Below are 20795 nucleotides of genomic sequence, written 5' to 3'. Positions count from 1 at the left end.
CCTATTATTAATTCAAAAATGATCATTTCATTCTATTATATTTCGAACAAGTTTTCTCGATAAATTTAATTCCCTCATCTTTGTAACTCTTTATAAATTTCGATTTGAGCTTTTGAGCTATTAGCAAACCTTAACCAACCCTGTCTCACATTACTAATATTTTCAGTTACCAAAAGTTCAACTATATCTAGATGTGAAACATTCGTTATTATCGATTTATTTATACCATTAACTTTAGCACCTGACATATACTTAGCGATCTCAGGGTTTAATGCAAAAGCAAAATCAATTACAGTAGCACCTTGCGGTAAGTTCACGGAATCTAACTTAGGAGTAAATACAACAATGTTATCTTGGAATAGTTCATATGATACTAAATCATAAAATTCAATCGCATCTTGAGTTACTAGATCATTTGTCTTAATAAAATGATTCATCAATTTATGAATTATATTTTGCATCTCCTTATCAGTTATACTTTTTGTAAGAATATGAAATACCCCTTTATCTCGTATCTCCTGATTTATTTTTGTTTCAATACATATCATTATTTCATGGTTATTGATTACCACTTTGGTCTTTAAGTATTTGTTTAATACATCACTTTCAATTGCTATGTTATCTTCAAATTGATGAGGAATTGGTTTGTACAGTTGATGTATAATTCCTAATATTTTATAACAGTCTAAATTACTTGAGACCGTGATGATTATTTTTGACACCACCGTAATGTCTTGAATATCTTGGAGACGAGAATAAGCTGTATAAATAGGACTTACTTCATAGTTAACTTCAAATATTAAAGGTGGATTTAGAAAATTATTTATATCTTGCATTATATTTTGAGACAAACCCTCTAATAACTTAACATAATTTTGTAAAAGTATTTTCATGCCCTTATATTTAGAATGATTAAGATAATAAAAACCTAAATCTTCTAACTCGTGTTGAATATGAAATAGCCCCAGCCTTTTACAAATCGGAGCGAAAATTTTGAGTGTTTCATTTGCATAAGGAACTTGTTTTTTTACAGCTTTTACCTGTAAAGTCCTCATGTTATGTAGACGATCTATTACTTTTATAATAGCTACTCTTATATCTCCTTGTGTAGCTAACAATAATTTCTTTAAATTTATTGCTTCATACTCTTCTTTATTAGGGATTTGTTTTTTATCAATTTTAGTTAATCCTTCTACAATATCAGCCACTTTTTTACCGAATATATCACGTATATACTCAATTGTATAATCTGTATCCTCCGCCACATCATGTAGTAATGCTGCAACTAAAGTTATAATATCAGCCTTACACTCTAGCAAAATTTCTGTAACTGCAAATGGATGAGTAATATACGGCTCACCCGAAACACGAAATTGTCCTTCATGAGCTTTCTCGGAAACTAATATAGCTATATGTAATTGTTCTAATTCTGCTCTATGTAGATATGAGGCCTTTTCTAATAATGCTTCTTTCATATTTTCACCCTCATCACGCTAATTTTCTATAAAAATTTCATTAACATTATAATTCGTTATTTGAAAGTGAAGTACCTGTCTACGTGAAAAGAGAATATTTATATTGTTTATTCCCCACAAAGTATTTTGAAGCTTCTAAATCAACTCAAATGGAATATGCATATTCTTTTTTAGGTAACCTTACTATCTCTCGAATAAAAGGGGATTTTTCTAAAATATCATCTAACTGCCCCTCACTAAAAACGTAAATACCACCTACATATGAACTGTATGCCTTTTTCTCAGTTATTACCGCTAATTTGGTATTTTCCTTTTTAAAATCACCCTCCAGTCCTTTTTCAAATGATAAACTTTTAGCACCTGAAAAATAAAGCTGAATTAACGCCACTAATTGTTTGTCCTCTGATTTTGCAAAGCACTGAATTTCATGTAAAATCATTTCATCTTGTAATGGGAGAAAGTCCTCTACTAATAAATCCTCTTCTTTATGAAAGAAATTTTGTAATTCAGTAGTATAGAACTTAAGATTTTTCTCAGTTATCTTTTGAAAAATGGATTGCAACAATAAATCTTTTCCTATTACAAACGGATGACCAAAGCCATTATTATAAAGTCCCTCTTTCATTTTCATTAGTTGTTCGATCAAAGGGATTCCCGATTCTTCAATTACAAGTTTACCGTTAATAAAACGCATACTAGCAATCAGTTCTTCAATTCGTAAGCCCTCTAATTCAAGCGTAGAATAATATAAATCTCTATTCCAAAAATCTAATTGATCCATTCCTAATGAATTAAATAATAGTTCATCTATAATTGGAAAAACTCCATCTTCTGTTAAAGCTTTCGTTACATCATCTAATAATCCAGGGGTCTGATTTAAAATCGTGCGTATTTCTTCGTCCTCTTGAATGATTCGTACCGTCCAATCACCATGATCTTCACCCGATATTTGCTGAAAACAATGTGAATATGGACCATGTCCAACATCGTGTAGAAGGGCTACAGTAGATACTAGCTTTCGTTCATATTCCGACAAATGTATGTCACCAATCTCAGTAAGATGTTCTATCACTTTATTTACTAGTACATATACACCTATCGAATGTTCTTCCCTCGTATGTATTGCGTTCTCATGTAAAAAATAAGTATGTCCTTGTTGTTTAATATAGGCCAATCTTTGAAATATTTTTGTATCTATCAATTGAAGGATATATCTATCCTGAATAAATATTGGTCCATAAATCGGATCTGTAATATACATACGTTCCCCTCCTATTTTTGTAAATTAAAGACCTTCACTATTATACTTAATTTTCAGTCTATTATCATTGAAATATGAGAAATTTTTAATAATCTTTTCATTATTTCTTCATGAAAACTGGGCTTATATGCTTTACTATAATACTTATGAGAGACATAAAAGAATTGAAATAGCAATCCCCTATATAAATAAGGTATAATATACACATAGTGAACCTTTTATGTTATTAAATAAAGGCGCATCTATTCAAAAATTCATAAATTAGAAGGTGCATCAATGGTTAGTAGTTTTATTCATTCAGTATTAACATTTTTTGAAGGATTAGGTTATTGGGGCATTATGCTTGGACTTATGATTGAGATTATTCCAAGTGAGATTGTCCTTGCTTATGCGGGATACTTAGTATTTAATGGTAGTATCTCATTTTTAGGCGCAGTTGTATTTGGTACAATTGGCGGTGTTATTGCTCAAATCTTTATTTATTGGATTGGACGATACGGTGGACGCCCTATTTTAGAACGTTACGGAAAATATATTTTTATTCACAAAAAACAAATAGACGCTGCTGAGGATTGGTTTAATCGTTACGGAACTGGCGTAATTTTTACAGCACGCTTTATTCCAGTAGTACGTCATGCGATTTCAATTCCTGCTGGTATTACAAAAATGTCATTCCTACGTTTCACTACGTTAACAGCAATCGCAATCATCCCTTGGTCTATCATTTTCATTTACTTAGGCGAAAAACTAGGTGAAAATTGGGAGAACATTAATGATATTGCTGGACCGTATGTGAAATCATTCGCAATTGGTGGCGTCTTACTTATTCTTTTATACTTCGTTATAAAAAAATGGACAAAAAAGCGTAAAAATCTTGCGTAAAAATATAAATAAAAAAACCGCTATTCATTCATTACGGATGTTAGCGGTTTTTATTATAGGTTTGATTATGTATTAGAAATTGCATTATTTCTTCTTTATGATTTAAATCATGCTGAATGAGTGATGAAAAGTAATTATTTAATCTCACTTTTTTAGTGCCCAATTGGTAGTCATTATAAAAATATTGGGTGGGAATTCGCTCAATTTCATCCACTAATTGTTTACGAGTAACACTAAATTGATTTAATAGTTCTTCTTTTGAAATACCAGATCTCGCATATTTAATTGCTCCCTTATTCATTTCCTCAACATCTATTGGAACATTTGGTACAGATTGTCCACATTTAAAGTATGGAATTCTATGCTTTATTAATAACACATCCCAAACGATAAAATGTGAAATCACATCCGCAATTGCCCACGAATCTTTTTTAAAAGATTGAAACCATATATCATCAGCTAATCCCTTCAACGTTTGACACCATTCTATTAAATTTAACTTTTCTTCCAAAATATTTTCTTTCTCCATTATTCCTTCCTTTCTCCCACTTATAATTCATTCATATTTATGTCTTCTAGAAATTGTATAAAAAGCCTCCATAATTACATGGATAAGCAACAATTCACTCATTCATTTCGTATATTATTTCAAAAAGGAGTGGTTCCCCTATGCATTGGCAACAAAAAATACAATACTTAATCGGACGCCCTATCGGTATTTCCTTCATCAATGGGCAAGGAACCTCTGGTGTATTATGTTCAGCACATGATGGTCAATTATATGTGTATGAATACCTTTATCAAGCACAGTTCGCAATGAAACATTATGATTTTAGACAAATTCAAGATATACATGCCTTTCCGAATTGTCCAAATCAAAATCCTCTATACTAAAAAAAAGGAACAGCTTATAGCCGTTCCTTTTTCTCCACACTTATTTCTCAGTATAAAAGTTTTGCACTGCTTCATCAAAGTAAATCCAGCCTTTCCAACCTAAATGAATTGTATCTTTTAAGAAATACTTATCATATTCATGGCCAGAAAAATCAACTACTGGGTATCCTGCTTTCTCAACTTGTTCCCGAACTTTTTTATAATACACTTCACGGCGTTCTTTAGGGAAACCAGCGTAATCATACCACGGTCCATTTACAGGTACAGAAATAAAGAGTGGCTTAACATTTTTCTCTTTAAAAATATCTAAAACAATTTGTAAGTCATCATATTCTGGTGATTCTTCATACGATTCATTTGCTCTAAAGTTTTTTAGACCTTTTAGTTTTTTCTTCAGATTATTCTTATAATAATACGGATTTTCAATTCCGAATGCGTTTGTAGTAGATTCCGCTTTCCCTTCTTCCTCCGCATGTTTACGTGCATCTACCCAAGAAATTGAACGTAATCCCATATTTGTTTTTTCTTTCATCGGCTCAATCTTAAATATAGAGTTAAATAAATCTCTATGATCTAAGATATTTCGATGCATATAAGCAAGTGGTTTGACTAAACCTGCTTTTATGTTATGTTTTGTATCGTTATATACAATACCCTGTAATGAATTTTTTAATATATCATCTTCTTGAACAACTTTATAATCTAATAGTCGTTTCGCAATTTTCTTCTTCATTTCAACATTTATTTCATCATTAAAAATAAAATGATATGCTTGTTGTTTGGAGAAATTATTAGTAAAATCCCCTTGTGATACACCAGTTTTGGTAAACCACTGTGGTGATAGAACAAAGACTACCTTTTTACCTTCTAATTCATCCATTGTAGATGTCATATTTAATATATGAGCTAAACTTTGTGTACCGCCAATCCCGATTAAATATGGCGTAAAACCTGCGGGATTCACTTTGAAGTAATTAGATGGATGATATGCATCCATTCGTAAAAATTCAGATGAACCGTACATCGGTAAATACTGCGAATTCTCTAACATTTTTTGCTGTAAGAAAACACTTTGTAATTTTTCTTTTTGTAAGGAAGTTGCCGCATCTTCTACCTTCTTATCACTAATAAGTGATACTAAACTTTTCGATGGGATTAGTATGATAATGAAAAAAAGCACACACGCTAAAATTATGGGACCAAACGCATGCTTCATCTTCATCTGTTATTCCTCTTTCTCTCGCTATTAAATTGTAACCCTTGTTTTTGACACGTCATCTTTTTCTCCTTTTTCTCTATACATGTTCCATTCTATTTATCTATTATATACATGTATGTATTTCCTCCCTTGTCCTATTAAGTCCTATATAAATAGCACAAGAAAATGTTTCCATAGAAACACGTTAATTATACAAGATTCTACATAAATTTCACACTAGAATTTTAGTAATAATTTTATTTTTAATCAGTTAAAATACATAGAAAATGTCTATAATTCATCCAATGATGTATGGAGTTCAAAGTATGATAATAAGCGCCCACTATGATCAACATCATGAGTATATGTAAAACCTAATTTTCGTAAAAGTTTTTTCGAATTTTCATTTACTACTTTTACTCTAGCAATTATTCTTTTTACATTCATCGTCTCTTTTGCATATTGAATAGAAGCCTCTGCTGCTTCTGACGCATATCCATTTCCCCAATACTCCGGATCAAGTAAATACATAATTTCTATTTCGCCTGTTTCATCTACTTTTCTTAAACCACAATGTCCTAAAAGCTTCCCTGTTTCACTATTGAATAACAACCATACACCAAAATTATGCTGTTCCCAATGTAATATAAGTTTCCTGATATAATCATTTGTTTCTTCTTTTGACATTCCTCTTGATTTAGCAAGCCATTTGCCAACAACTTCTTCCTTTAATATGCTATAAAATTGATCAACATCTTCTATAATGGGCTTTCTCATGAATAACCTTTTGGTATGTATTACTTTCTTTTCTACAAACATAAACCTTTATTCCCCTCCAAAATTTTATACAGACTAGTACATTATACCATGTACTATTTACCCGACTTTAACTAAAAAAACAGACTATCACACATGTGAAGTCTGTTTCTCCATAATTTTATTTTTGTACATCTGCCCATTTTAAACTTGTAGCTGGACCGAATTGATGTACATATAAATCTTTCACATATGGCTTTTGTAAGTATGATAACCCGCGCTGGAATACCGGTGCAATTACTGCATCATCCAGTAACATTTTCTCAGCATCTTGCATTGCTTTCCAACGAGCTTTTTCATCATTACCTAATTCTGTTTTAATCTTCTTAATTAACGCATCATATTCTGGGTTTGCATATTCTGTATTGTTCACACTGCTTCCAGAAAGGAATACTTCTAAGTAAGTCATTGGATCTGGATAATCCGGTAACCAGCGTGATAATGACATTTCATATTCTTTCTTCTTCTCTAACGCCAGTTTTTGCGTATGTGGTTGTAATTTTACATTTACTTTTAAGCCTGGTAAGTTTTTCTCTAGCTCTTCTTTAATGTATTCTCCTACTTTTTTGAAGTTTTCTAAGTCATAGTTTAATAACTCAAGCGTTACTTCATTTGTACCTGTCTCTTGCTTCGCCTTTTCCCAATATTCTTTCGCCTGTTTTACATCAGTTTTATTAAACTCACCTGCTGTACTTCTAAAATCTTTTTTGTCTGGACCTTTTAAAAATCCTTTTGGTACGTAATAGTTAGCAGCAACCGAACCATCATTTAAAAATGAAGTCGCAAGTCCTTTCTTATCAAACACTGTACTTAGCGCAAGTCTTGCATTTTTATTTTTAAGAATCGGTACATTTTCATTGAATCGGAAGAAGTACATAACCGGATCTGTATATTGTTTTAGCTCTTTATTATTTTTATATTTATCTACGAATTCAGTTGAAATGACAGCCCTCTCAACTTTATCTGTTTCATATAAATTTACCGCAGTTGAAATTTCTTTAACAATTTGATAGTTTACTTCATCTAACTTCACTTCTTTTTTATCCCAATACTTATCGTTTTTCTTCATTGTAAAGCTCGCTTCATGCTTCCAATCAGATAATGTAAATGGCCCGTTATACACTGCTTTATTTGCTTCTAATCCGTATTTATCACCTTGTTCTTTCGCATATTTTTCGTTAATTGGATAGAATGATGGTAAAATAAGTAGTTTCGTAAAATACGGTACAGGATGTTCTAACTCTACAACGAACGTTTTATCATCCGTCGCTTTCACTCCTAATTCCTCTAACCCTAGTTGTTTCTTATTTATTTTCTCCGCATTTTTCACATCGTATGCAATGTATGCATATTGAGAAGCAGTATCCGGATTAATAAGCTGCTTCCAAGCGTATACGTAATCTTGTGCTGTTACTGGATCTCCGTTAGACCATTTCGCGTCACGTAAGTGAAATGTATATGTTTTTCCATCTTTACTCACTTCATATTTTTGTGCTCCAGCCTCAATCACTTCATCATTTTTCGATAAGCGGAATAATCCTTCCATTACGTTATTTAAAACGTTAAATGATACTGCATCTGTTACTTTCCCTGAATTTAACGACGGAATTTCACCCGTTTCTAGTAACTGTAATACTTTCTTCTCATCTTTCGGCTTTGTCGTTGTTTTTTCTTTTGCGCAGCCAACTAAAATTGAAGAAACTAATAGGGTACTAACTAATGAGTAACGAACAACTTTTTTCATTTGAAAACCCCCTCTATTTTTTAAGGTAAGTAACGACGAGCACCAGCGTATTCTTCTATATATCCTGGTGTGTTTAGCGGTATAATCTCTACCGATCTTTCAGCCCTCGGTGAGTGAAGCATATTCCCATCACCAATATACATCCCTACATGATGAACACTACCTTTTCCTTGGTCATGTGCAAAGAAGATTAAATCTCCTTTTTGTAAATGTTCTTTATCAACCGCAACTCCATTCCTCGATTGCGGACCAGAATCCCGCGGAATTGTAATACCGTGTGATTTATAAATCGTATGTGTAAATCCAGAGCAATCAAATCCAAAACCACTTGTACCAGCCCATATATATGGTAATCCTAAAAACATTTTCCCTGTGTTTATTAAATCATCAGCCGTCGGAGTTGGAATATCATTTTGGGAGCGATAAACAGTTCCGTCATTTTTTCGTAGCCAAGCTTTCTGCCCGTTTGGTAACAATACGCGGTATGAAATTGTATCTTCACTAAGTAAAGGAAGTCGCGTATTATAGCTCACTTCAAGCGATTTATGTTTTTCAGAAGGATTTATATATAAAATAGCTGTCGGTTTCGTTACTAAAACGAAAGGTTCGTTTGTTTTATCTGCAAATTCCTGATTATATGTTAATTGTTTTTCAGGCATCCATCCTGGATACCCTTCTTCATTTCGTGGTGTTGGTTGACCATGGACTAACACTTTCACCCAGTCCCCTTTTTTATCAACAACCGTTACTTCTTGACCTAATAGCGCTTGCGTTTCTAATTTATTTGCATTTGTTAACCAAAGTTTCTCATCAAGCGTCATTGATTTCGTCCACTTCCATAAATCAACTGGATTTGTAGCGCTTGGTACATCAATTGGTCGTAATGAATCAGGCGCGGTCCAAAGTGTTGCGGCAGATACATCGATAAATGCCTTACTATCTTTCTTCTCTTCAGCATTTGCTGATGTAAACGATGAAAATATAAATAAAGTTGTTAAAAATGCAGTTCCTACTTTTTTCATACATATCCCCCTTAAAAGATAGTTTACTAATCTCTTCTCCTAAGATTTACTATTCACTGTCGATTGAAGGTTTACCTTTGATCCAGAATACGTCATTCCTTCCGGTTCTTCCATTAACCAAAGCGGTGCATCCAGATCGAAATAATGAATATTAGGATGTGCAGCAGCTAAATGGGCTACAGCGCTAACAGAAAGTGAAGATTCCATCATACTTCCGACCATACATTTTACACCAGCTGTTTCGGCAACATCGGCAATACGCCACGCTTCACGTATGCCACCACATTTCATTAATTTAATATTGAGCAAGTCTGCATATCCTCCTTGAACAATTTTCAATGCATCACTCGCTGAAAATATGCTTTCATCTGCCATAATGGGCGTTTGTACATGATCTTTGACATACTTTAATCCATCCCAATCTTTCGCATGAACAGGTTGTTCAATAAATTCGATATTTAAATTTCGATTTTCCATCTCTTTAATGATCGTAACCGCTTCTTTTGGATTCCACCCTTGATTTGCATCTAATCGTAACGTCGTATTTTTTGGTACACTATTTCGAATTGCTTCAATACGTTCTAAATCTAAATGAGCAGATTTTCCCACTTTAATTTTTAAAGTTTGAAATCCTTTTTCTACATGTTGCTTTGCCTCTTTCGCCATAATAAAAGGCTCATCTACACTCACCGTAATATCTGTATGAATTTCTTTCTTCCCGCCTAATAATGCGTAAAGTGGAACGTTTTGGTGTTGACAATACACATCATATAAAGCAATATCTACCGCCGCTTTCGCACTTGGATTTCCAATACAACTCATTTGAATGTGCTGCAGTAACTGCTGAAATTGAATAATATCTTGACCAATTAAACAGGAACGCATCGGTCCTAAAATTGCTTCTTCAATTCCGTTAGCGAAATCCCCCGTGATAACTGGTGTTGCGGTTGCAGCACCCTTCCCAACAATTCCTGCATCTGTATAAATATATACATCTATACTTTCTATTTCAGTTACGGTACGAAGCGCCGTTTTAAACGGTGTATGAAGATTTACACGTCTACGATTTACTTTTACATCGGTAATTTTCATATTGTTCATCCTTTCGTTGTCTGACAAAGTGTAACCTTAATCCACAAAATAGATTAGTTTTTTACGGGCAATTAATCTCCTCTTTCGCTTGCTTTTCATATAGGAGGTTAATGTAAAATAAAAAAATCCAGCCATAAGAAGATTCTTATGGCTGGATTTTGTCTAGGAATGGGTAGACAAAGCAGCGATTTGATTATATTTTTTCTGTGCATCTTTTAATGCTACAAGTAGTGCTTTTTGAGACGAACCGAAGTATCTATTTTTTATTTCTGTTACCAATAGTGGATCATTAATATTTTTATGTAGAAACAAATATTTAACGAATTGTGATGTTAATGCAATTGTCGCTGAGCAATCTGCATCTACAATTTCCCCTGTCTCCTTAACAAGTACAAACGCTACAAAATAACTTTTGAACTTTTCGGTAATAGGATTATTTTGAGGTGCTTTCGCATCCCCTACGATATAAATTGTATTTGAAGCGTACACAGCTATCTTCCTTTCTAATACGGGATAACGGTTTTCTTAATAGTCGTATGAGTGATAAACTCAACGTTGATTAAAAAATATATCCGCTTACCTTGTATTATAATACAATTGACAGAATTTTAACAACATTTATTCCGGTGTATATTCCATAATTATAAAAACAGCTTAAACTCTTCATTTTTACAATATGTGATTGTTACTTGTACCATGCCATTCAGACATAAAAAAACAGCTAGCAATCGCTAACTGTTCTATTACACTACTTCGGCAACACAAATATAGTTTCATTTGACTTAGAAAATTGATATTCTTTTCTCGCAAACTTCAAAATTTCTTCCTCATCGTCTGTTAAATTTTCTATGTTAGTCTTTAAAAAATCCTGATCTTTCTTTAAAGAGACCAATTGTTTTTTTTGATTCGTTATAGTATCTTTTTTTTCTACGATTATTTCTTGTTGTTTCGTTAAAATAAATTGAAGGTACAAAGTAGCCGCCGCAATAAATATAAACATGAATATAAATCGTCTTAGTTTTTTCTTATTAATTGCTCGCTTCTCATTAGGCTGTGATAGTTGCTCTTCTATATTAGGAACATTTATTCGCTTGAGTTTCCTCATTATGAAATCCCCCTAACACATATATTTTCACTACCCTCGGCATAATCCCTTACTAACTATAATTCTATTCTTATAAAATAAGCTCCTTCACAAAAATATCTTACAAATTAACCAATTAAAGATAGCATTCGACGACATTTCCATATTTACATTGCATTTTTTTATGTATGCTGCCATAAAATAGTAGTTTCTGTTATTCTTTTTCTACTATTGTAGAAGAGTTTTTTTACACACAAAATACCTTACCTACATATCGATGTTATAACATGCTTACAAGGGGGAAAAATATGCATTACCGTACATTAGGTAAAACTGGAATAACTGTCTCTGAAATAGGTTTTGGGGCATGGGCAATCGGTGGTGATGAATGGGGACCTGTTAACGATAAACAATCTATAACCGCTATAAAAAAAGCAATTGAGTGTGGTGTGAATTTTATTGATACTGCAGATGTGTATGGTTTAGGACATAGTGAAAAGTTAGTGTCTACCGCAATTAAAGGACATCGTAATGATATTATCCTATCAACGAAAGGCGGTTTAATCGGACATCACTACGATCCGAATGGAGAGCCTGTATATGATACTCCCGAAAAAATTATCGCCGTATTTGAAACAAGTTTACAACGTCTTCAAACAGATTACATTGATCTTTATTTTTGTCATATTTGGTGGCATAATCGTAGAGAAACAGAAGCATTTTTACGTGCATTTGAAGTATTAAAACGTGATGGAAAAGTAAGAGCAGTCGGTGTTTCGACACATGATTTACAATACATTCGTCATTTCAATAAAAACAATGAAATTGACATCGTACAAATTGATTACAATATATTGAATCAAAAACCAGAAAATGATATTTTGCCATTCTTACAAGAAAAAAATCTAGGAGCTGTTATTCGTGGGCCGTTAAAAATGGGTATTTTAACTGGAAAATGCACAAATAAAACAACTTTTCCAAATGGAGATTTACGCAAAGATTGGCCAAATGAAAATTGGTTTCAAGAAGACTTACAAAAGGTAGAGAAACTTCGGTTGCTCTCAAATAAAAATCAGACCTTAGGGCAACTTGCACTTCGCTATATACTCACTCATCCAGCAGTGAGTGTTGTAATCCCAGGTGCAAAAACAGAAAAACAAGCACAAGAAAATGCAAATGCGTCTGTTCGCCCTATTTTGAGTGATGAGGAGATTAGCTATATTCAATCAATATAAAAAAGCCCGGCCTGGGCTTTTTAATTTTGTAAATCAATATCATATTCCATACTTTTAGCTGTTTCCTCAGCAATCTCCACACCTAACAAATTTTTCACAATATGAAATGACATGTTAATACCAGCTGAAATACCTGCAGATGTAATAATGTGTCCTTCATCTACAAATTTCACATTCTCCATTACTTCTACATTCGGATAATCTTTTTTGAAAGTTTGAATACTAGCCCAATGCGTTGTTGCTTTTAAGCCTTCTAGTAAACCGGCTTTCGCAAGTAATAGCGCACCCGTACAAACTGAAGTCATTAGCTTTACTTCTTTCATTTGCTGACGAACCCAATTTATTATAATATCATTTTGCACTTCATTTTCCCGAACACCTTTACCACCTGGAATGATTAAAATATCAACTGGTGGTAAATCTTCAATACTATAATCTGGCTTTACCTTTAATCCGTTTCTTGCTGTAATCATTTCTCCATTTTGGCTAACTGTATACACAGTAAATGGTTTTTCTTCATCCGCTTCGGTTACAGAAAAAACTTCAAATGGCCCAGCAAAGTCTAACACTTCTACCTCGTTAAATAAAAATATGCCCACACTCCATTTATTTATCATACGTTCACTTCCTGTTTTAAATGATGTAAAAGGTGATCATGTCCTTTTTCTAATGCAATATAATATGCTGTTCTCCCATCTTTCAAAATATTTAAGTTTCCCCTTCTTCTATATGTTCTATTGATTATGATATTTTCCTGTTAAAACTATAGTTTACATAATAATATTATCTCTCCAATAATTATCTGTTATTTTAAATATTAAATTTTTTTGAAATAACACTAATCATGTTTAATATGGAGGAGAGATTATGTTACAAGTAATGCCTTTAAATAGTGAAGACTATGATTTAATTAAAGCTGCTGAAAAAGTAATCGAAAAAAACTATAAATACGGTCGTCATCATATCGGTTCAGCTATAAGAACTAAAGCAGGTAATATTTATGCAGCAGTGCATGTTGAAGCGAATGTTGGAAGAATAACAGTATGCGGTGAAGCTATGGCGATCGGAAAATCTATTTCAGAAGGTGATCATGAATTTGATACCATTGTCGCAGTTGCTCACCCACACCCTCATGAAGATATAGAAAAATGTTGGGTTGTTGCTCCATGTGGTATGTGTCGAGAATTAATAAGTGATTACGGAATAAATACGAACGTTATACTTTCATATAATGGTGAACTGGTAAAATGTAACGTAATGGAATTATTACCTGAAAAGTATACAAGCGAAGTAGAATAATCATTCATACTTTCAACATATCAAATAATATTATTTCAATAAAAAAAACAATCCATTTTTAAAACGGATTGTTTTTTTATTTCTTTTTTATGCAGTTTATTTTATTTTTCTATTTTCAATAATTATAAAATCATCATTAACAAAAATGAAATCCAAATATTTAAGTACGCATCGCGGTTCGTTTTTTCATTTGAAAACAAAAATAAAATTTCTCCTTACATTTGAAAAACATTAATATGAACTCTCTAAAATCAGCAACCTTATCATACCAATCTATAACAATTCTGTCTTCTTCCCTTACCTGTTTCCTTTAATACATATGATTTTAAAACTAGCGCTGTTAATGAATCCGTTAAAGTTTTATATGATAAATTAGATAATGCCAATAGATCGTTCGTATATAACATTCTATGCTTCTCTAATAATAATAGTACTAATCGTTCAGATGGTTTTAATGCCTCATCACTTTCTAGTATAAAGTCTATATTTTTCATTTCTCTTATTATTACTCCTTATATAAAAAAATACTTAAGCAACTGATTTAATATAAAAATAATACACAACAAAATTTGAAGTATATTAATATAACATCGTTTTAAAACACTATTATACTATAACATAGAAAAAGCATTTCCCGAAATAGGAAATGCTTTTTTATATTGCTTATAGGATTCTCCAAACCCTACATTATATTTCAAATACTGATCCGTACAATTCCCTTCAAACTTCTCTGATCATCCAAAAGTATTTGTAATAAATTAAGTTCTACTAAAATGATTTAAACAAATAAAAGCGGTTAGTCATTCATGCTCTAAACAGGACTGACTAACCGTTATCCAGTTTCTTCTCAATTAACATGTTCTACCTTAAATATTTCTTGCAATATGCGGCTTACTGTAATGACTTGTTCCACCGCCGCCTACTACTACTTTACCACCTTTTTCGAAAATTAATAACTTACTTGAACCGTCTGCAAGAAGTACTATTACTTCAGCATTATTACTTGTTGCTACATAAATTACATAACCGCTTTTTGATATACATGTTTCCCAATTCGCATCAAATTCTGATCTTACTACACGATTTGAATACACTTGATTTTCAATTCTATCTTGTTCTACGTTTTCCAAATTGATTCCTCCCACTTCACTAAAATAGCATTTATAGGAAAATAACAGCCCTATATAAAATAGTAGCTGACTTTAACATAAATAGTATATGTAGTTAGTAGCAGAATGCTTGGACAATGAAACGTAATAACATGTAAGCAATATACAATTAAAATAAGGCAATCGATATTATATCAATTACCTTATTTTCATAGATAGTTCTTTTATTTTTCGTTTCGCACAGCTTCAAAAGTAAACATTTGATTTGCATTTGACGGTTCTTTTTCATAAACATAGTCAGCAGAGCAAGTAATGTTAGAGAAACCTATACTTTCTAACAGAAGTCTGAACTCGTCTATCCCATACCAGCGCATCGCAAAGCGCTGTAGTTCTGTTTGTACTAACTGTCCTTTACTCCATTTTTCATATTTTAAATATGATAGAGTAACTTGGTTCAGCCAATCTATTTCAATTGATTTATTTTCTAATGTAATTCCGTCTCCACTTGGTAAAGAAAAAGTCGATGTATGAATCTCTCCAGTCTTCCAGTCATGCGGAAGCATAATATCTACAATTAATCGTCCCCCAGGATTAAGATGTTCATAAAAACATTTCAATGCGTTTATAGAATCATCTCGATCTTCAATTAAACAAAAAGATCCAGTCGGAATGATAATTGCCTCATATTTATGCGGCAGTAAAAATTTTTGTAAGCTTCCTTCATATAAATTAAGATGTAAACCTCTCTCTGTACAGCGTATACGGCAAGAATCTAACATTTCAGGTGAATAATCTATCCCATCCACTGTAAAACCAGCCTCAAGAAGCGGGATGATGACCCGACCTGATCCTACTGCTGCTTCTAGAATTCTTCCTCTACCATTTTTTAAACGTTCTTGATAATACTCAATATCACCATTTAAAGAATAACCGACAGGTTTTGTGTAATCATAAAGTTCCGTGCAAAGTGTACTATAAAAACTAAACATTTATTTTCTCCTCCGTTTTTAAGTACGGAAGATTTCAACTCAATTAATCTTCCTGTACCTTTACTTTTAATAAAAATTCGAAAGAGCTGACTGTCATAATATATCACTCGCTTTCCATAGAATATAATCATATTGTATAATATTTCCTTCTAGATGAAAATATAAAAATGAAAATTCGGAATTTTACCGGAAGGAGGATATGATGAATTCATTCATTATATTTCTTTTACTTCTTATTGCTTTTAATGCTGTAATTTTCTTTATTGCAAAGAAATATAGGCAAATATGGAGAATTACCAGTGGCATTTTCATTCTTTCTTCCCCCATCGTTTTCTTCACCACTTTGCATGTAATTGGTGAAAAAGTTGGAGATGGATTCGCTGGAGGTGCTGCTGGGTTAACGTTTAGTGGACTTTTAATCTTAAATGCGATTGTTTTATTTATCATAAGTATTTTTGTTTCTGCTAATAAAAATTCATATTAAACTCATGGTATTGGTAATGCATTTATATTTCAAAGTTTAAAGAGCTTACTATATAGTAAGCTCTTCATTAAAAATCATTTATTTCACAATCGGTAATGTCACTTCACTTAATTTTACTGTAAGCTTCGTGCCTGCTTTCGGTCTAATCGTATAATCATAGTCACTAGCGATTAAAATGACCCCTATTTGATGCCCCACTTTAAATACATAATCATCAGGCTGCATATCCCATGTGAATGTATAATCTTTGCCCGGTTGAATCGCTGTTGAATTTTCTATACTCTTTAAGTTTTGTGGATCCATCCAGCCTCTCGTTACAATTTCCGGCTTTGCTCCACCATAATCAACAAGTAAAGCAGTTAAATTTGATACAGATCGATCAATATTTCCTGTAATTGAAATCTTTGGTGTACCGCTTATACGCGTATCTTTTTGAAGTACAGGCATTGTATACACTAATCGATTGGCTACTTCTAATTCTGGGTTTGCTATTAATTGATTTGATTTCATTTTTGCATCATCCACGAATGAGAAAACTTTATTTGCAGAGCCCATACTTAATGGCAAATTAACTGCTTTGTTACTTAAATACATACGAACTTTTGACGGTACAGCTGCTGGATCCGGCCAATTTTTTATTTTATCCCAAGTTTTATTTTCACGTTGTACATCCACCATCGGTTCATTCATAATCCCATTTTCAATTCCATACAACCAGTAATCGAACCATTTATTTTGTGTTCTTTGCCAATCATTTGTTGATGTTCCACCGTGTCCACCTTGATGTAACCACATTTTACGAGGGACATCATTTTCTCCAAGTGCTTCCCACCACTGCGCAAACTGCTTCGTCTTTACATTCCAATCATTTAAACCATGAACAACAAATACACTCGCTTTTACGTTTTTAGCATCTTTTACATAATTACGTTTATCCCAAAAATCATTATAATTACCAGTTTTCCGGTCCTGTCCAGCTGTTAGCTCTTTTATTACTTGTCCGCAAACTTCAGGATTTTCTCTTGTTAGAACTGCTTCTGCCATGTTATCTGTATCTTCTCCTTGGTATCCACCAGGCGCAATGACTGCACCGTTTGCACGATAATAATCATACCAACTACTAATCGCTGCGATTGGAATAATTGTTTTTAACCCTTCAACACCAGTCGTCGCAACAGCATTCGGTAACGTACCATTATAAGATACTCCTGTCATCCCTACATTTCCTGTTGACCAATCAGCCTTAACTTCCTCACCATTTTCTGTATATGCTTTCGCACGTCCATTCACCCAATCAATGACAGATTTCGTCCCTAATATTTCTTGCTCATCCCCAGTAGTTGGACATCCGTCTGATTTTCCAGTTCCTATACTTTCACCTAAAATGACTGCATAGCCTCTTGGCACATAATAATTTCCGTATGAACCAAGATTAACAGCTCCATACGGTTTCCCTTCATACGCATACAATTCTTCATCTACATTATATACAGGAACATCTTTTAAGCCAGATCGATATGGACTCATTTCATAAATAACAGGAACTTTCACATTCGAATCAGTTTTTGGACGCATAACTTTTACTGATACACGATCCTTTTTTCCATCTCGATCACTATCAACTTCTGTTTCCACAAATAAATTTTCAATAATTGCTTCATCAAGCGAATAAATCGGTTTTGTCATTCCATTTTCTAATTCTATCTTCGTGTTTGAACGTAACGCTTCTGAAACATTTCCATTTAACTTCACGTCATTCTCATTTATGTAGTTTTTTTCTTTATTGTCTGCATACGCAGTCATACTAGAAACTCCTGACGTAATTGATAAAGATAATATTGCTGATAGTGTTGCTATTTTCTTTTTCCCCATACCCTTGCCTCCCCATATATTTCTCCTTTTACTATACACTAAAATTACAGAAAATTCAGTTTATATTTTATGCAACAACTTGAAAAATTTGTAGAACACTCTTCAAACGAGATTTTGAGGTTATATATTCTGATTTACTGCTCTCATATAATCTATAAAAAACATCGCCTAATAATAGACGATGCTTCTAAAAGTATTGAATTAATCATTCTCTATATTAATATAAAATCGTATCTCTCCATCTAAAGTAGAGACTCCATAGTCAAAACCATGTCTCTCTAAAATACTTTTCACTATCGCTAAGCCTAACCCTGTACCTGAATGGTCTTTACTACGAGAAGATTCTAAGACGTAAAAAGGTTCCCAAATTTTATCGATATCTTTCATTTGTTCAGCATTCATACCATTTTGAATTTGAAAATATATATTTTCATTTCTATCTTCTAAAGTAATTTTTATATTTTGATTTGCTGTATATTTTATCGCATTAGATATTAAATTTTGAAACACCATTTTCATTTTATTTATATCAGCATTAACCACTACATCGCTAACATTATAGTTCACTTGCAAATTGATTTCTTTCGATTCCAGTTCAATCTTATGCTTATCTAATATACTTTGGACTAGTGATTTAATATCGAATTCTTCTTTTTGTAAAACATCTCTTTCTAGTTTAGAAAATCGTAATAACTCTTCAATTAGGTTTGAAATGTGATCAGTTTGTTTAATGATTGTATCTATGTATGTACCATCATCTAAACCATCTTTTATTCCCATAGAATATGCTTTCACTAATGCGATTGGAGTCTTTAATTCATGCGTCACATCACCCATAAATCGTTTTAAATGTTCATTTCGATCTGTTAAATCTTCATGCGCTTCATTTAGTTTTTCACTCATGATATTAATACTATTAGCTAAGTCCCCTATTTCATCATTTGTTTTCACTTTCGCTCGTTCAAATTTCAAATTTGAAATATCTTCTGCAACATTACTTAATTCTTTCAATGGTCTGGTGATTGTCGTTGAAAGTATCCATACAAGTACGATAATGAGAAAAATCGTAATGCCAAAAATGTAAAAATAAAATGAATTTAACGTTTTTATTATTTCATTAGAATGTGCGATCGAAACTCCTACTAAAATTAACATATCGTCTTTCGCAATGTATTTCACAAAAAAACTAGATTTAATCTTTTCTTGATCATATATTTTATTCGCTTGCCCGAAGTTCTTTACTTTCATTACTTCTTCTTTTGTAATCCAAAGTTTATTAAGGGCAACCCTTTTCCTTGTAAGTTGCATACGTAACTCATCATTAATTCGATCTTCCGAATTGTTAATTGATGTATACGCAATCGTAACATTTCCTTTATTTTCAATGCTAGTAATTGCTTCATCCAGTTGTTTGCTCGGTATGGACTGTATTTGTGCTGTAATACCTTCTAAACTTTCTCGCGTTTTGTAAATATTATATTTCGGTAAAAGATAGTTAATTAATAATAAAGAGATTGTAAAAATAAGAATAACAGTTAAAGAAATGCTGAGAAATAGCTTTTTTCCAAGTTTATTCACTCTGCTCCTCCAAACTATATCCTAAACCACGATGCGTCTTTATAATATTTTCTCCTACTTTTTTACGTAATCTTCTTACATGTGTATCAACAGTTCGCTCTTCTCCGAAATAGTCAAATCCCCATACGATATCTAACAATTTTTTTCGAGTTAAAATCATGCCTTTATGATTTAAAAAACACTTTATCAATTCTAACTCTGTTTTTGTAATATCTAACTCTTTGTCATTTTTATAAACTTTATTTTTAGTGAAATCTATTTTCAAATCTTGAATTTGAATGACATCATCATGCTGTATAAGTTTTTTCGCTCTAGTTATTAATACGCCTGGATGAAATGGTTTTTTTACATATTCATCTGCGCCACTTTGAAGTGCTGCTAATTCATCTTCACTTTCACTTTTCGCTGTAAGCATTAACACTTTTACGCTTGAATTCTTTTTTATTTCCTGACAGACAGTAATACCACTATGTTTCGGCATCATCCAATCTAAAACAGCTAAATCAACTTTTTCATCATAAAATATTTGAAGTGCTTCTTCTCCATCTTTTGCTAATAAAACTTCGAAGCCTTCTTTCTCGAAATAAGCCTTTAAAATCCTTAACATATCTTGTTCATCATCTGCTATTAATACTCTCATACATTATCCTCCATTGCTATTAAACAAAAACCAATTGTATTATACAACTTCTTTGTTACATCAATGTGACAGAAAAATATTTGAACGTTTTAAGGGTATAGTAAAAACGAGGTGTTGTATT

22 protein-coding genes and 1 pseudogene are annotated in these 20795 nt (G+C 32.4%); 5 read left to right on the top strand and 18 right to left on the bottom strand.

Going from position 1 to position 20795, the window contains the following annotated elements:
* Nucleotides 1-74: 74 nt before the first annotated feature.
* Together QEP67_RS13675 and QEP67_RS13670 are read right to left on the bottom strand one after the other, a co-directional pair.
* On the bottom strand, nt 75-1475 hold the full coding sequence (locus QEP67_RS13675) for an HD domain-containing protein (RefSeq protein WP_000656618.1): 1401 nt from the start codon (nt 1473-1475) through the stop codon (nt 75-77).
* Between the two features lie 145 nt (nt 1476-1620).
* Nucleotides 1621-2736, bottom strand: a complete 1116-nt coding sequence (locus QEP67_RS13670; RefSeq protein WP_000275978.1) for an HD domain-containing protein — start codon at nt 2734-2736, stop codon at nt 1621-1623.
* Nucleotides 2737-3012: 276 nt separating this feature from the next.
* Here QEP67_RS13670 and QEP67_RS13665 point away from each other — a divergent pair, with 276 nt between their 5' ends.
* On the top strand, nt 3013-3618 hold the full coding sequence (locus tag QEP67_RS13665) for a DedA family protein (protein WP_000254813.1): 606 nt from the start codon (nt 3013-3015) through the stop codon (nt 3616-3618).
* 40 nt (nt 3619-3658) lie between these two features.
* Here the strand turns inward: QEP67_RS13665 and QEP67_RS13660 are convergent, their stop codons facing one another.
* Entirely contained in the window at nt 3659-4147 is a 489-nt protein-coding gene (locus QEP67_RS13660) for a hypothetical protein (protein ID WP_000410110.1), read from the bottom strand.
* 140 nt (nt 4148-4287) lie between these two features.
* Here QEP67_RS13660 and QEP67_RS13655 point away from each other — a divergent pair, with 140 nt between their 5' ends.
* Nucleotides 4288-4512 (top strand): hypothetical protein, encoded by a 225-nt coding sequence (locus QEP67_RS13655; RefSeq protein WP_000558706.1) that lies wholly within the window; start codon nt 4288-4290, stop codon nt 4510-4512.
* A gap of 40 nt (nt 4513-4552) precedes the next feature.
* Here QEP67_RS13655 and dltD read toward each other — a convergent pair whose 3' ends face one another.
* The 7 genes from dltD to QEP67_RS13620 form a co-directional block, all read right to left on the bottom strand.
* A complete protein-coding gene (dltD, locus tag QEP67_RS13650) occupies nt 4553-5734 on the bottom strand; it encodes a D-alanyl-lipoteichoic acid biosynthesis protein DltD (protein WP_000782316.1) in 1182 nt (393 codons plus the stop codon).
* Between the two features lie 267 nt (nt 5735-6001).
* Nucleotides 6002-6529 carry a GNAT family N-acetyltransferase gene (locus QEP67_RS13645; protein WP_000497408.1) on the bottom strand — a complete coding sequence of 176 codons (528 nt, stop codon included), beginning with the start codon at nt 6527-6529 and terminating at the stop codon, nt 6002-6004.
* Between the two features lie 118 nt (nt 6530-6647).
* Nucleotides 6648-8270, bottom strand: a complete 1623-nt coding sequence (locus QEP67_RS13640; RefSeq protein WP_061673365.1) for a peptide ABC transporter substrate-binding protein — start codon at nt 8268-8270, stop codon at nt 6648-6650.
* A 20-nt stretch (nt 8271-8290) separates the two neighbouring features.
* Entirely contained in the window at nt 8291-9292 is a 1002-nt protein-coding gene (locus tag QEP67_RS13635) for a C40 family peptidase (RefSeq protein WP_000755437.1), read from the bottom strand.
* A gap of 39 nt (nt 9293-9331) precedes the next feature.
* The gene (locus tag QEP67_RS13630; RefSeq protein WP_122974079.1) at nt 9332-10393 is read right to left on the bottom strand and encodes a dipeptide epimerase; all 1062 of its coding nucleotides are present in this window, start codon (nt 10391-10393) and stop codon (nt 9332-9334) included.
* A gap of 153 nt (nt 10394-10546) precedes the next feature.
* Nucleotides 10547-10873 carry a DUF3870 domain-containing protein gene (locus QEP67_RS13625; RefSeq protein WP_000271317.1) on the bottom strand — a complete coding sequence of 109 codons (327 nt, stop codon included), beginning with the start codon at nt 10871-10873 and terminating at the stop codon, nt 10547-10549.
* Nucleotides 10874-11132: 259 nt separating this feature from the next.
* Nucleotides 11133-11489 carry a septum formation initiator family protein gene (locus tag QEP67_RS13620; protein WP_001228711.1) on the bottom strand — a complete coding sequence of 119 codons (357 nt, stop codon included), beginning with the start codon at nt 11487-11489 and terminating at the stop codon, nt 11133-11135.
* Nucleotides 11490-11776: 287 nt separating this feature from the next.
* On the opposite strand from QEP67_RS13620, the gene QEP67_RS13615 reads away from it, so the two are divergent.
* On the top strand, nt 11777-12703 hold the full coding sequence (locus QEP67_RS13615; RefSeq protein WP_353706617.1) for an aldo/keto reductase: 927 nt from the start codon (nt 11777-11779) through the stop codon (nt 12701-12703).
* 20 nt (nt 12704-12723) lie between these two features.
* Here the strand turns inward: QEP67_RS13615 and QEP67_RS13610 are convergent, their stop codons facing one another.
* Together QEP67_RS13610 and QEP67_RS13605 are read right to left on the bottom strand one after the other, a co-directional pair.
* The gene (locus QEP67_RS13610) at nt 12724-13320 is read right to left on the bottom strand and encodes a DJ-1/PfpI family protein (protein ID WP_000608992.1); all 597 of its coding nucleotides are present in this window, start codon (nt 13318-13320) and stop codon (nt 12724-12726) included.
* Nucleotides 13317-13400 (bottom strand): annotated as a pseudogene (locus QEP67_RS13605) (ankyrin repeat domain-containing protein); the annotation flags it as partial. The gene QEP67_RS13610 and the pseudogene QEP67_RS13605, both read right to left, overlap by 4 nt.
* A gap of 170 nt (nt 13401-13570) precedes the next feature.
* On the opposite strand from QEP67_RS13605, the gene QEP67_RS13600 reads away from it, so the two are divergent.
* Nucleotides 13571-14002: a cytidine deaminase gene (locus QEP67_RS13600; protein WP_000942285.1), complete on the top strand. Its 432-nt coding sequence runs from the start codon at nt 13571-13573 to the stop codon at nt 14000-14002.
* A 263-nt stretch (nt 14003-14265) separates the two neighbouring features.
* On the opposite strand, the gene QEP67_RS13595 is transcribed toward QEP67_RS13600, so the two are convergent.
* The 3 genes from QEP67_RS13595 to QEP67_RS13585 all read right to left on the bottom strand — a co-directional run bounded on the left by QEP67_RS13595 (nt 14266) and on the right by QEP67_RS13585 (nt 16100).
* Nucleotides 14266-14496: a hypothetical protein gene (locus tag QEP67_RS13595; protein WP_000789031.1), complete on the bottom strand. Its 231-nt coding sequence runs from the start codon at nt 14494-14496 to the stop codon at nt 14266-14268.
* A 372-nt stretch (nt 14497-14868) separates the two neighbouring features.
* Nucleotides 14869-15132, bottom strand: coding sequence for a hypothetical protein (locus QEP67_RS13590; protein ID WP_000432423.1), 264 nt, complete (start codon nt 15130-15132; stop codon nt 14869-14871).
* 203 nt (nt 15133-15335) lie between these two features.
* Nucleotides 15336-16100, bottom strand: a complete 765-nt coding sequence (locus tag QEP67_RS13585; RefSeq protein ID WP_000490931.1) for a class I SAM-dependent methyltransferase — start codon at nt 16098-16100, stop codon at nt 15336-15338.
* A 202-nt stretch (nt 16101-16302) separates the two neighbouring features.
* Between QEP67_RS13585 and QEP67_RS13580 the strand changes: the two genes are divergently transcribed.
* On the top strand, nt 16303-16584 hold the full coding sequence (locus tag QEP67_RS13580) for a hypothetical protein (protein ID WP_001083951.1): 282 nt from the start codon (nt 16303-16305) through the stop codon (nt 16582-16584).
* Nucleotides 16585-16662: 78 nt separating this feature from the next.
* Here QEP67_RS13580 and QEP67_RS13575 read toward each other — a convergent pair whose 3' ends face one another.
* The 3 genes from QEP67_RS13575 to QEP67_RS13565 all read right to left on the bottom strand — a co-directional run bounded on the left by QEP67_RS13575 (nt 16663) and on the right by QEP67_RS13565 (nt 20674).
* Nucleotides 16663-18456 (bottom strand): Xaa-Pro dipeptidyl-peptidase, encoded by a 1794-nt coding sequence (locus QEP67_RS13575; RefSeq protein ID WP_000516712.1) that lies wholly within the window; start codon nt 18454-18456, stop codon nt 16663-16665.
* A gap of 201 nt (nt 18457-18657) precedes the next feature.
* Nucleotides 18658-20034 (bottom strand): HAMP domain-containing sensor histidine kinase, encoded by a 1377-nt coding sequence (locus tag QEP67_RS13570; RefSeq protein WP_001037284.1) that lies wholly within the window; start codon nt 20032-20034, stop codon nt 18658-18660.
* Entirely contained in the window at nt 20027-20674 is a 648-nt protein-coding gene (locus QEP67_RS13565) for a response regulator transcription factor (protein ID WP_001264414.1), read from the bottom strand. The genes QEP67_RS13570 and QEP67_RS13565 overlap by 8 nt, the downstream gene beginning before the upstream one ends.
* Nucleotides 20675-20795: the final 121 nt, after the last annotated feature.

It is taken from the genome of Bacillus cereus group sp. MS39 (genome assembly GCF_040448665.1).
GTDB classification, from domain to species: domain Bacteria; phylum Bacillota; class Bacilli; order Bacillales; family Bacillaceae_G; genus Bacillus_A; species Bacillus_A wiedmannii.
Note: the sequence above shows the minus strand (reverse complement) of the source record. Positions and strands in the feature narration are given on the sequence as shown.

Coding starts and splice junctions, on each gene's coding strand:
- QEP67_RS13675 (WP_000656618.1), bottom strand. CDS start 1,475: ATGAAAGAAGCATTATTAGAAAAGGCCTCATATCTACATAGAGCAGAA.
- QEP67_RS13670 (WP_000275978.1), bottom strand. CDS start 2,736: ATGTATATTACAGATCCGATTTATGGACCAATATTTATTCAGGATAGA.
- QEP67_RS13665 (WP_000254813.1), top strand. CDS start 3,013: ATGGTTAGTAGTTTTATTCATTCAGTATTAACATTTTTTGAAGGATTA.
- QEP67_RS13660 (WP_000410110.1), bottom strand. CDS start 4,147: ATGGAGAAAGAAAATATTTTGGAAGAAAAGTTAAATTTAATAGAATGG.
- QEP67_RS13655 (WP_000558706.1), top strand. CDS start 4,288: ATGCATTGGCAACAAAAAATACAATACTTAATCGGACGCCCTATCGGT.
- dltD (WP_000782316.1), bottom strand. CDS start 5,734: ATGAAGATGAAGCATGCGTTTGGTCCCATAATTTTAGCGTGTGTGCTT.
- QEP67_RS13645 (WP_000497408.1), bottom strand. CDS start 6,529: ATGTTTGTAGAAAAGAAAGTAATACATACCAAAAGGTTATTCATGAGA.
- QEP67_RS13640 (WP_061673365.1), bottom strand. CDS start 8,270: ATGAAAAAAGTTGTTCGTTACTCATTAGTTAGTACCCTATTAGTTTCT.
- QEP67_RS13635 (WP_000755437.1), bottom strand. CDS start 9,292: ATGAAAAAAGTAGGAACTGCATTTTTAACAACTTTATTTATATTTTCA.
- QEP67_RS13630 (WP_122974079.1), bottom strand. CDS start 10,393: ATGAACAATATGAAAATTACCGATGTAAAAGTAAATCGTAGACGTGTA.
- QEP67_RS13620 (WP_001228711.1), bottom strand. CDS start 11,489: ATGAGGAAACTCAAGCGAATAAATGTTCCTAATATAGAAGAGCAACTA.
- QEP67_RS13615 (WP_353706617.1), top strand. CDS start 11,777: ATGCATTACCGTACATTAGGTAAAACTGGAATAACTGTCTCTGAAATA.
- QEP67_RS13610 (WP_000608992.1), bottom strand. CDS start 13,320: ATGATAAATAAATGGAGTGTGGGCATATTTTTATTTAACGAGGTAGAA.
- QEP67_RS13600 (WP_000942285.1), top strand. CDS start 13,571: ATGTTACAAGTAATGCCTTTAAATAGTGAAGACTATGATTTAATTAAA.
- QEP67_RS13595 (WP_000789031.1), bottom strand. CDS start 14,496: ATGAAAAATATAGACTTTATACTAGAAAGTGATGAGGCATTAAAACCA.
- QEP67_RS13585 (WP_000490931.1), bottom strand. CDS start 16,100: ATGTTTAGTTTTTATAGTACACTTTGCACGGAACTTTATGATTACACA.
- QEP67_RS13580 (WP_001083951.1), top strand. CDS start 16,303: ATGAATTCATTCATTATATTTCTTTTACTTCTTATTGCTTTTAATGCT.
- QEP67_RS13575 (WP_000516712.1), bottom strand. CDS start 18,456: ATGGGGAAAAAGAAAATAGCAACACTATCAGCAATATTATCTTTATCA.
- QEP67_RS13565 (WP_001264414.1), bottom strand. CDS start 20,674: ATGAGAGTATTAATAGCAGATGATGAACAAGATATGTTAAGGATTTTA.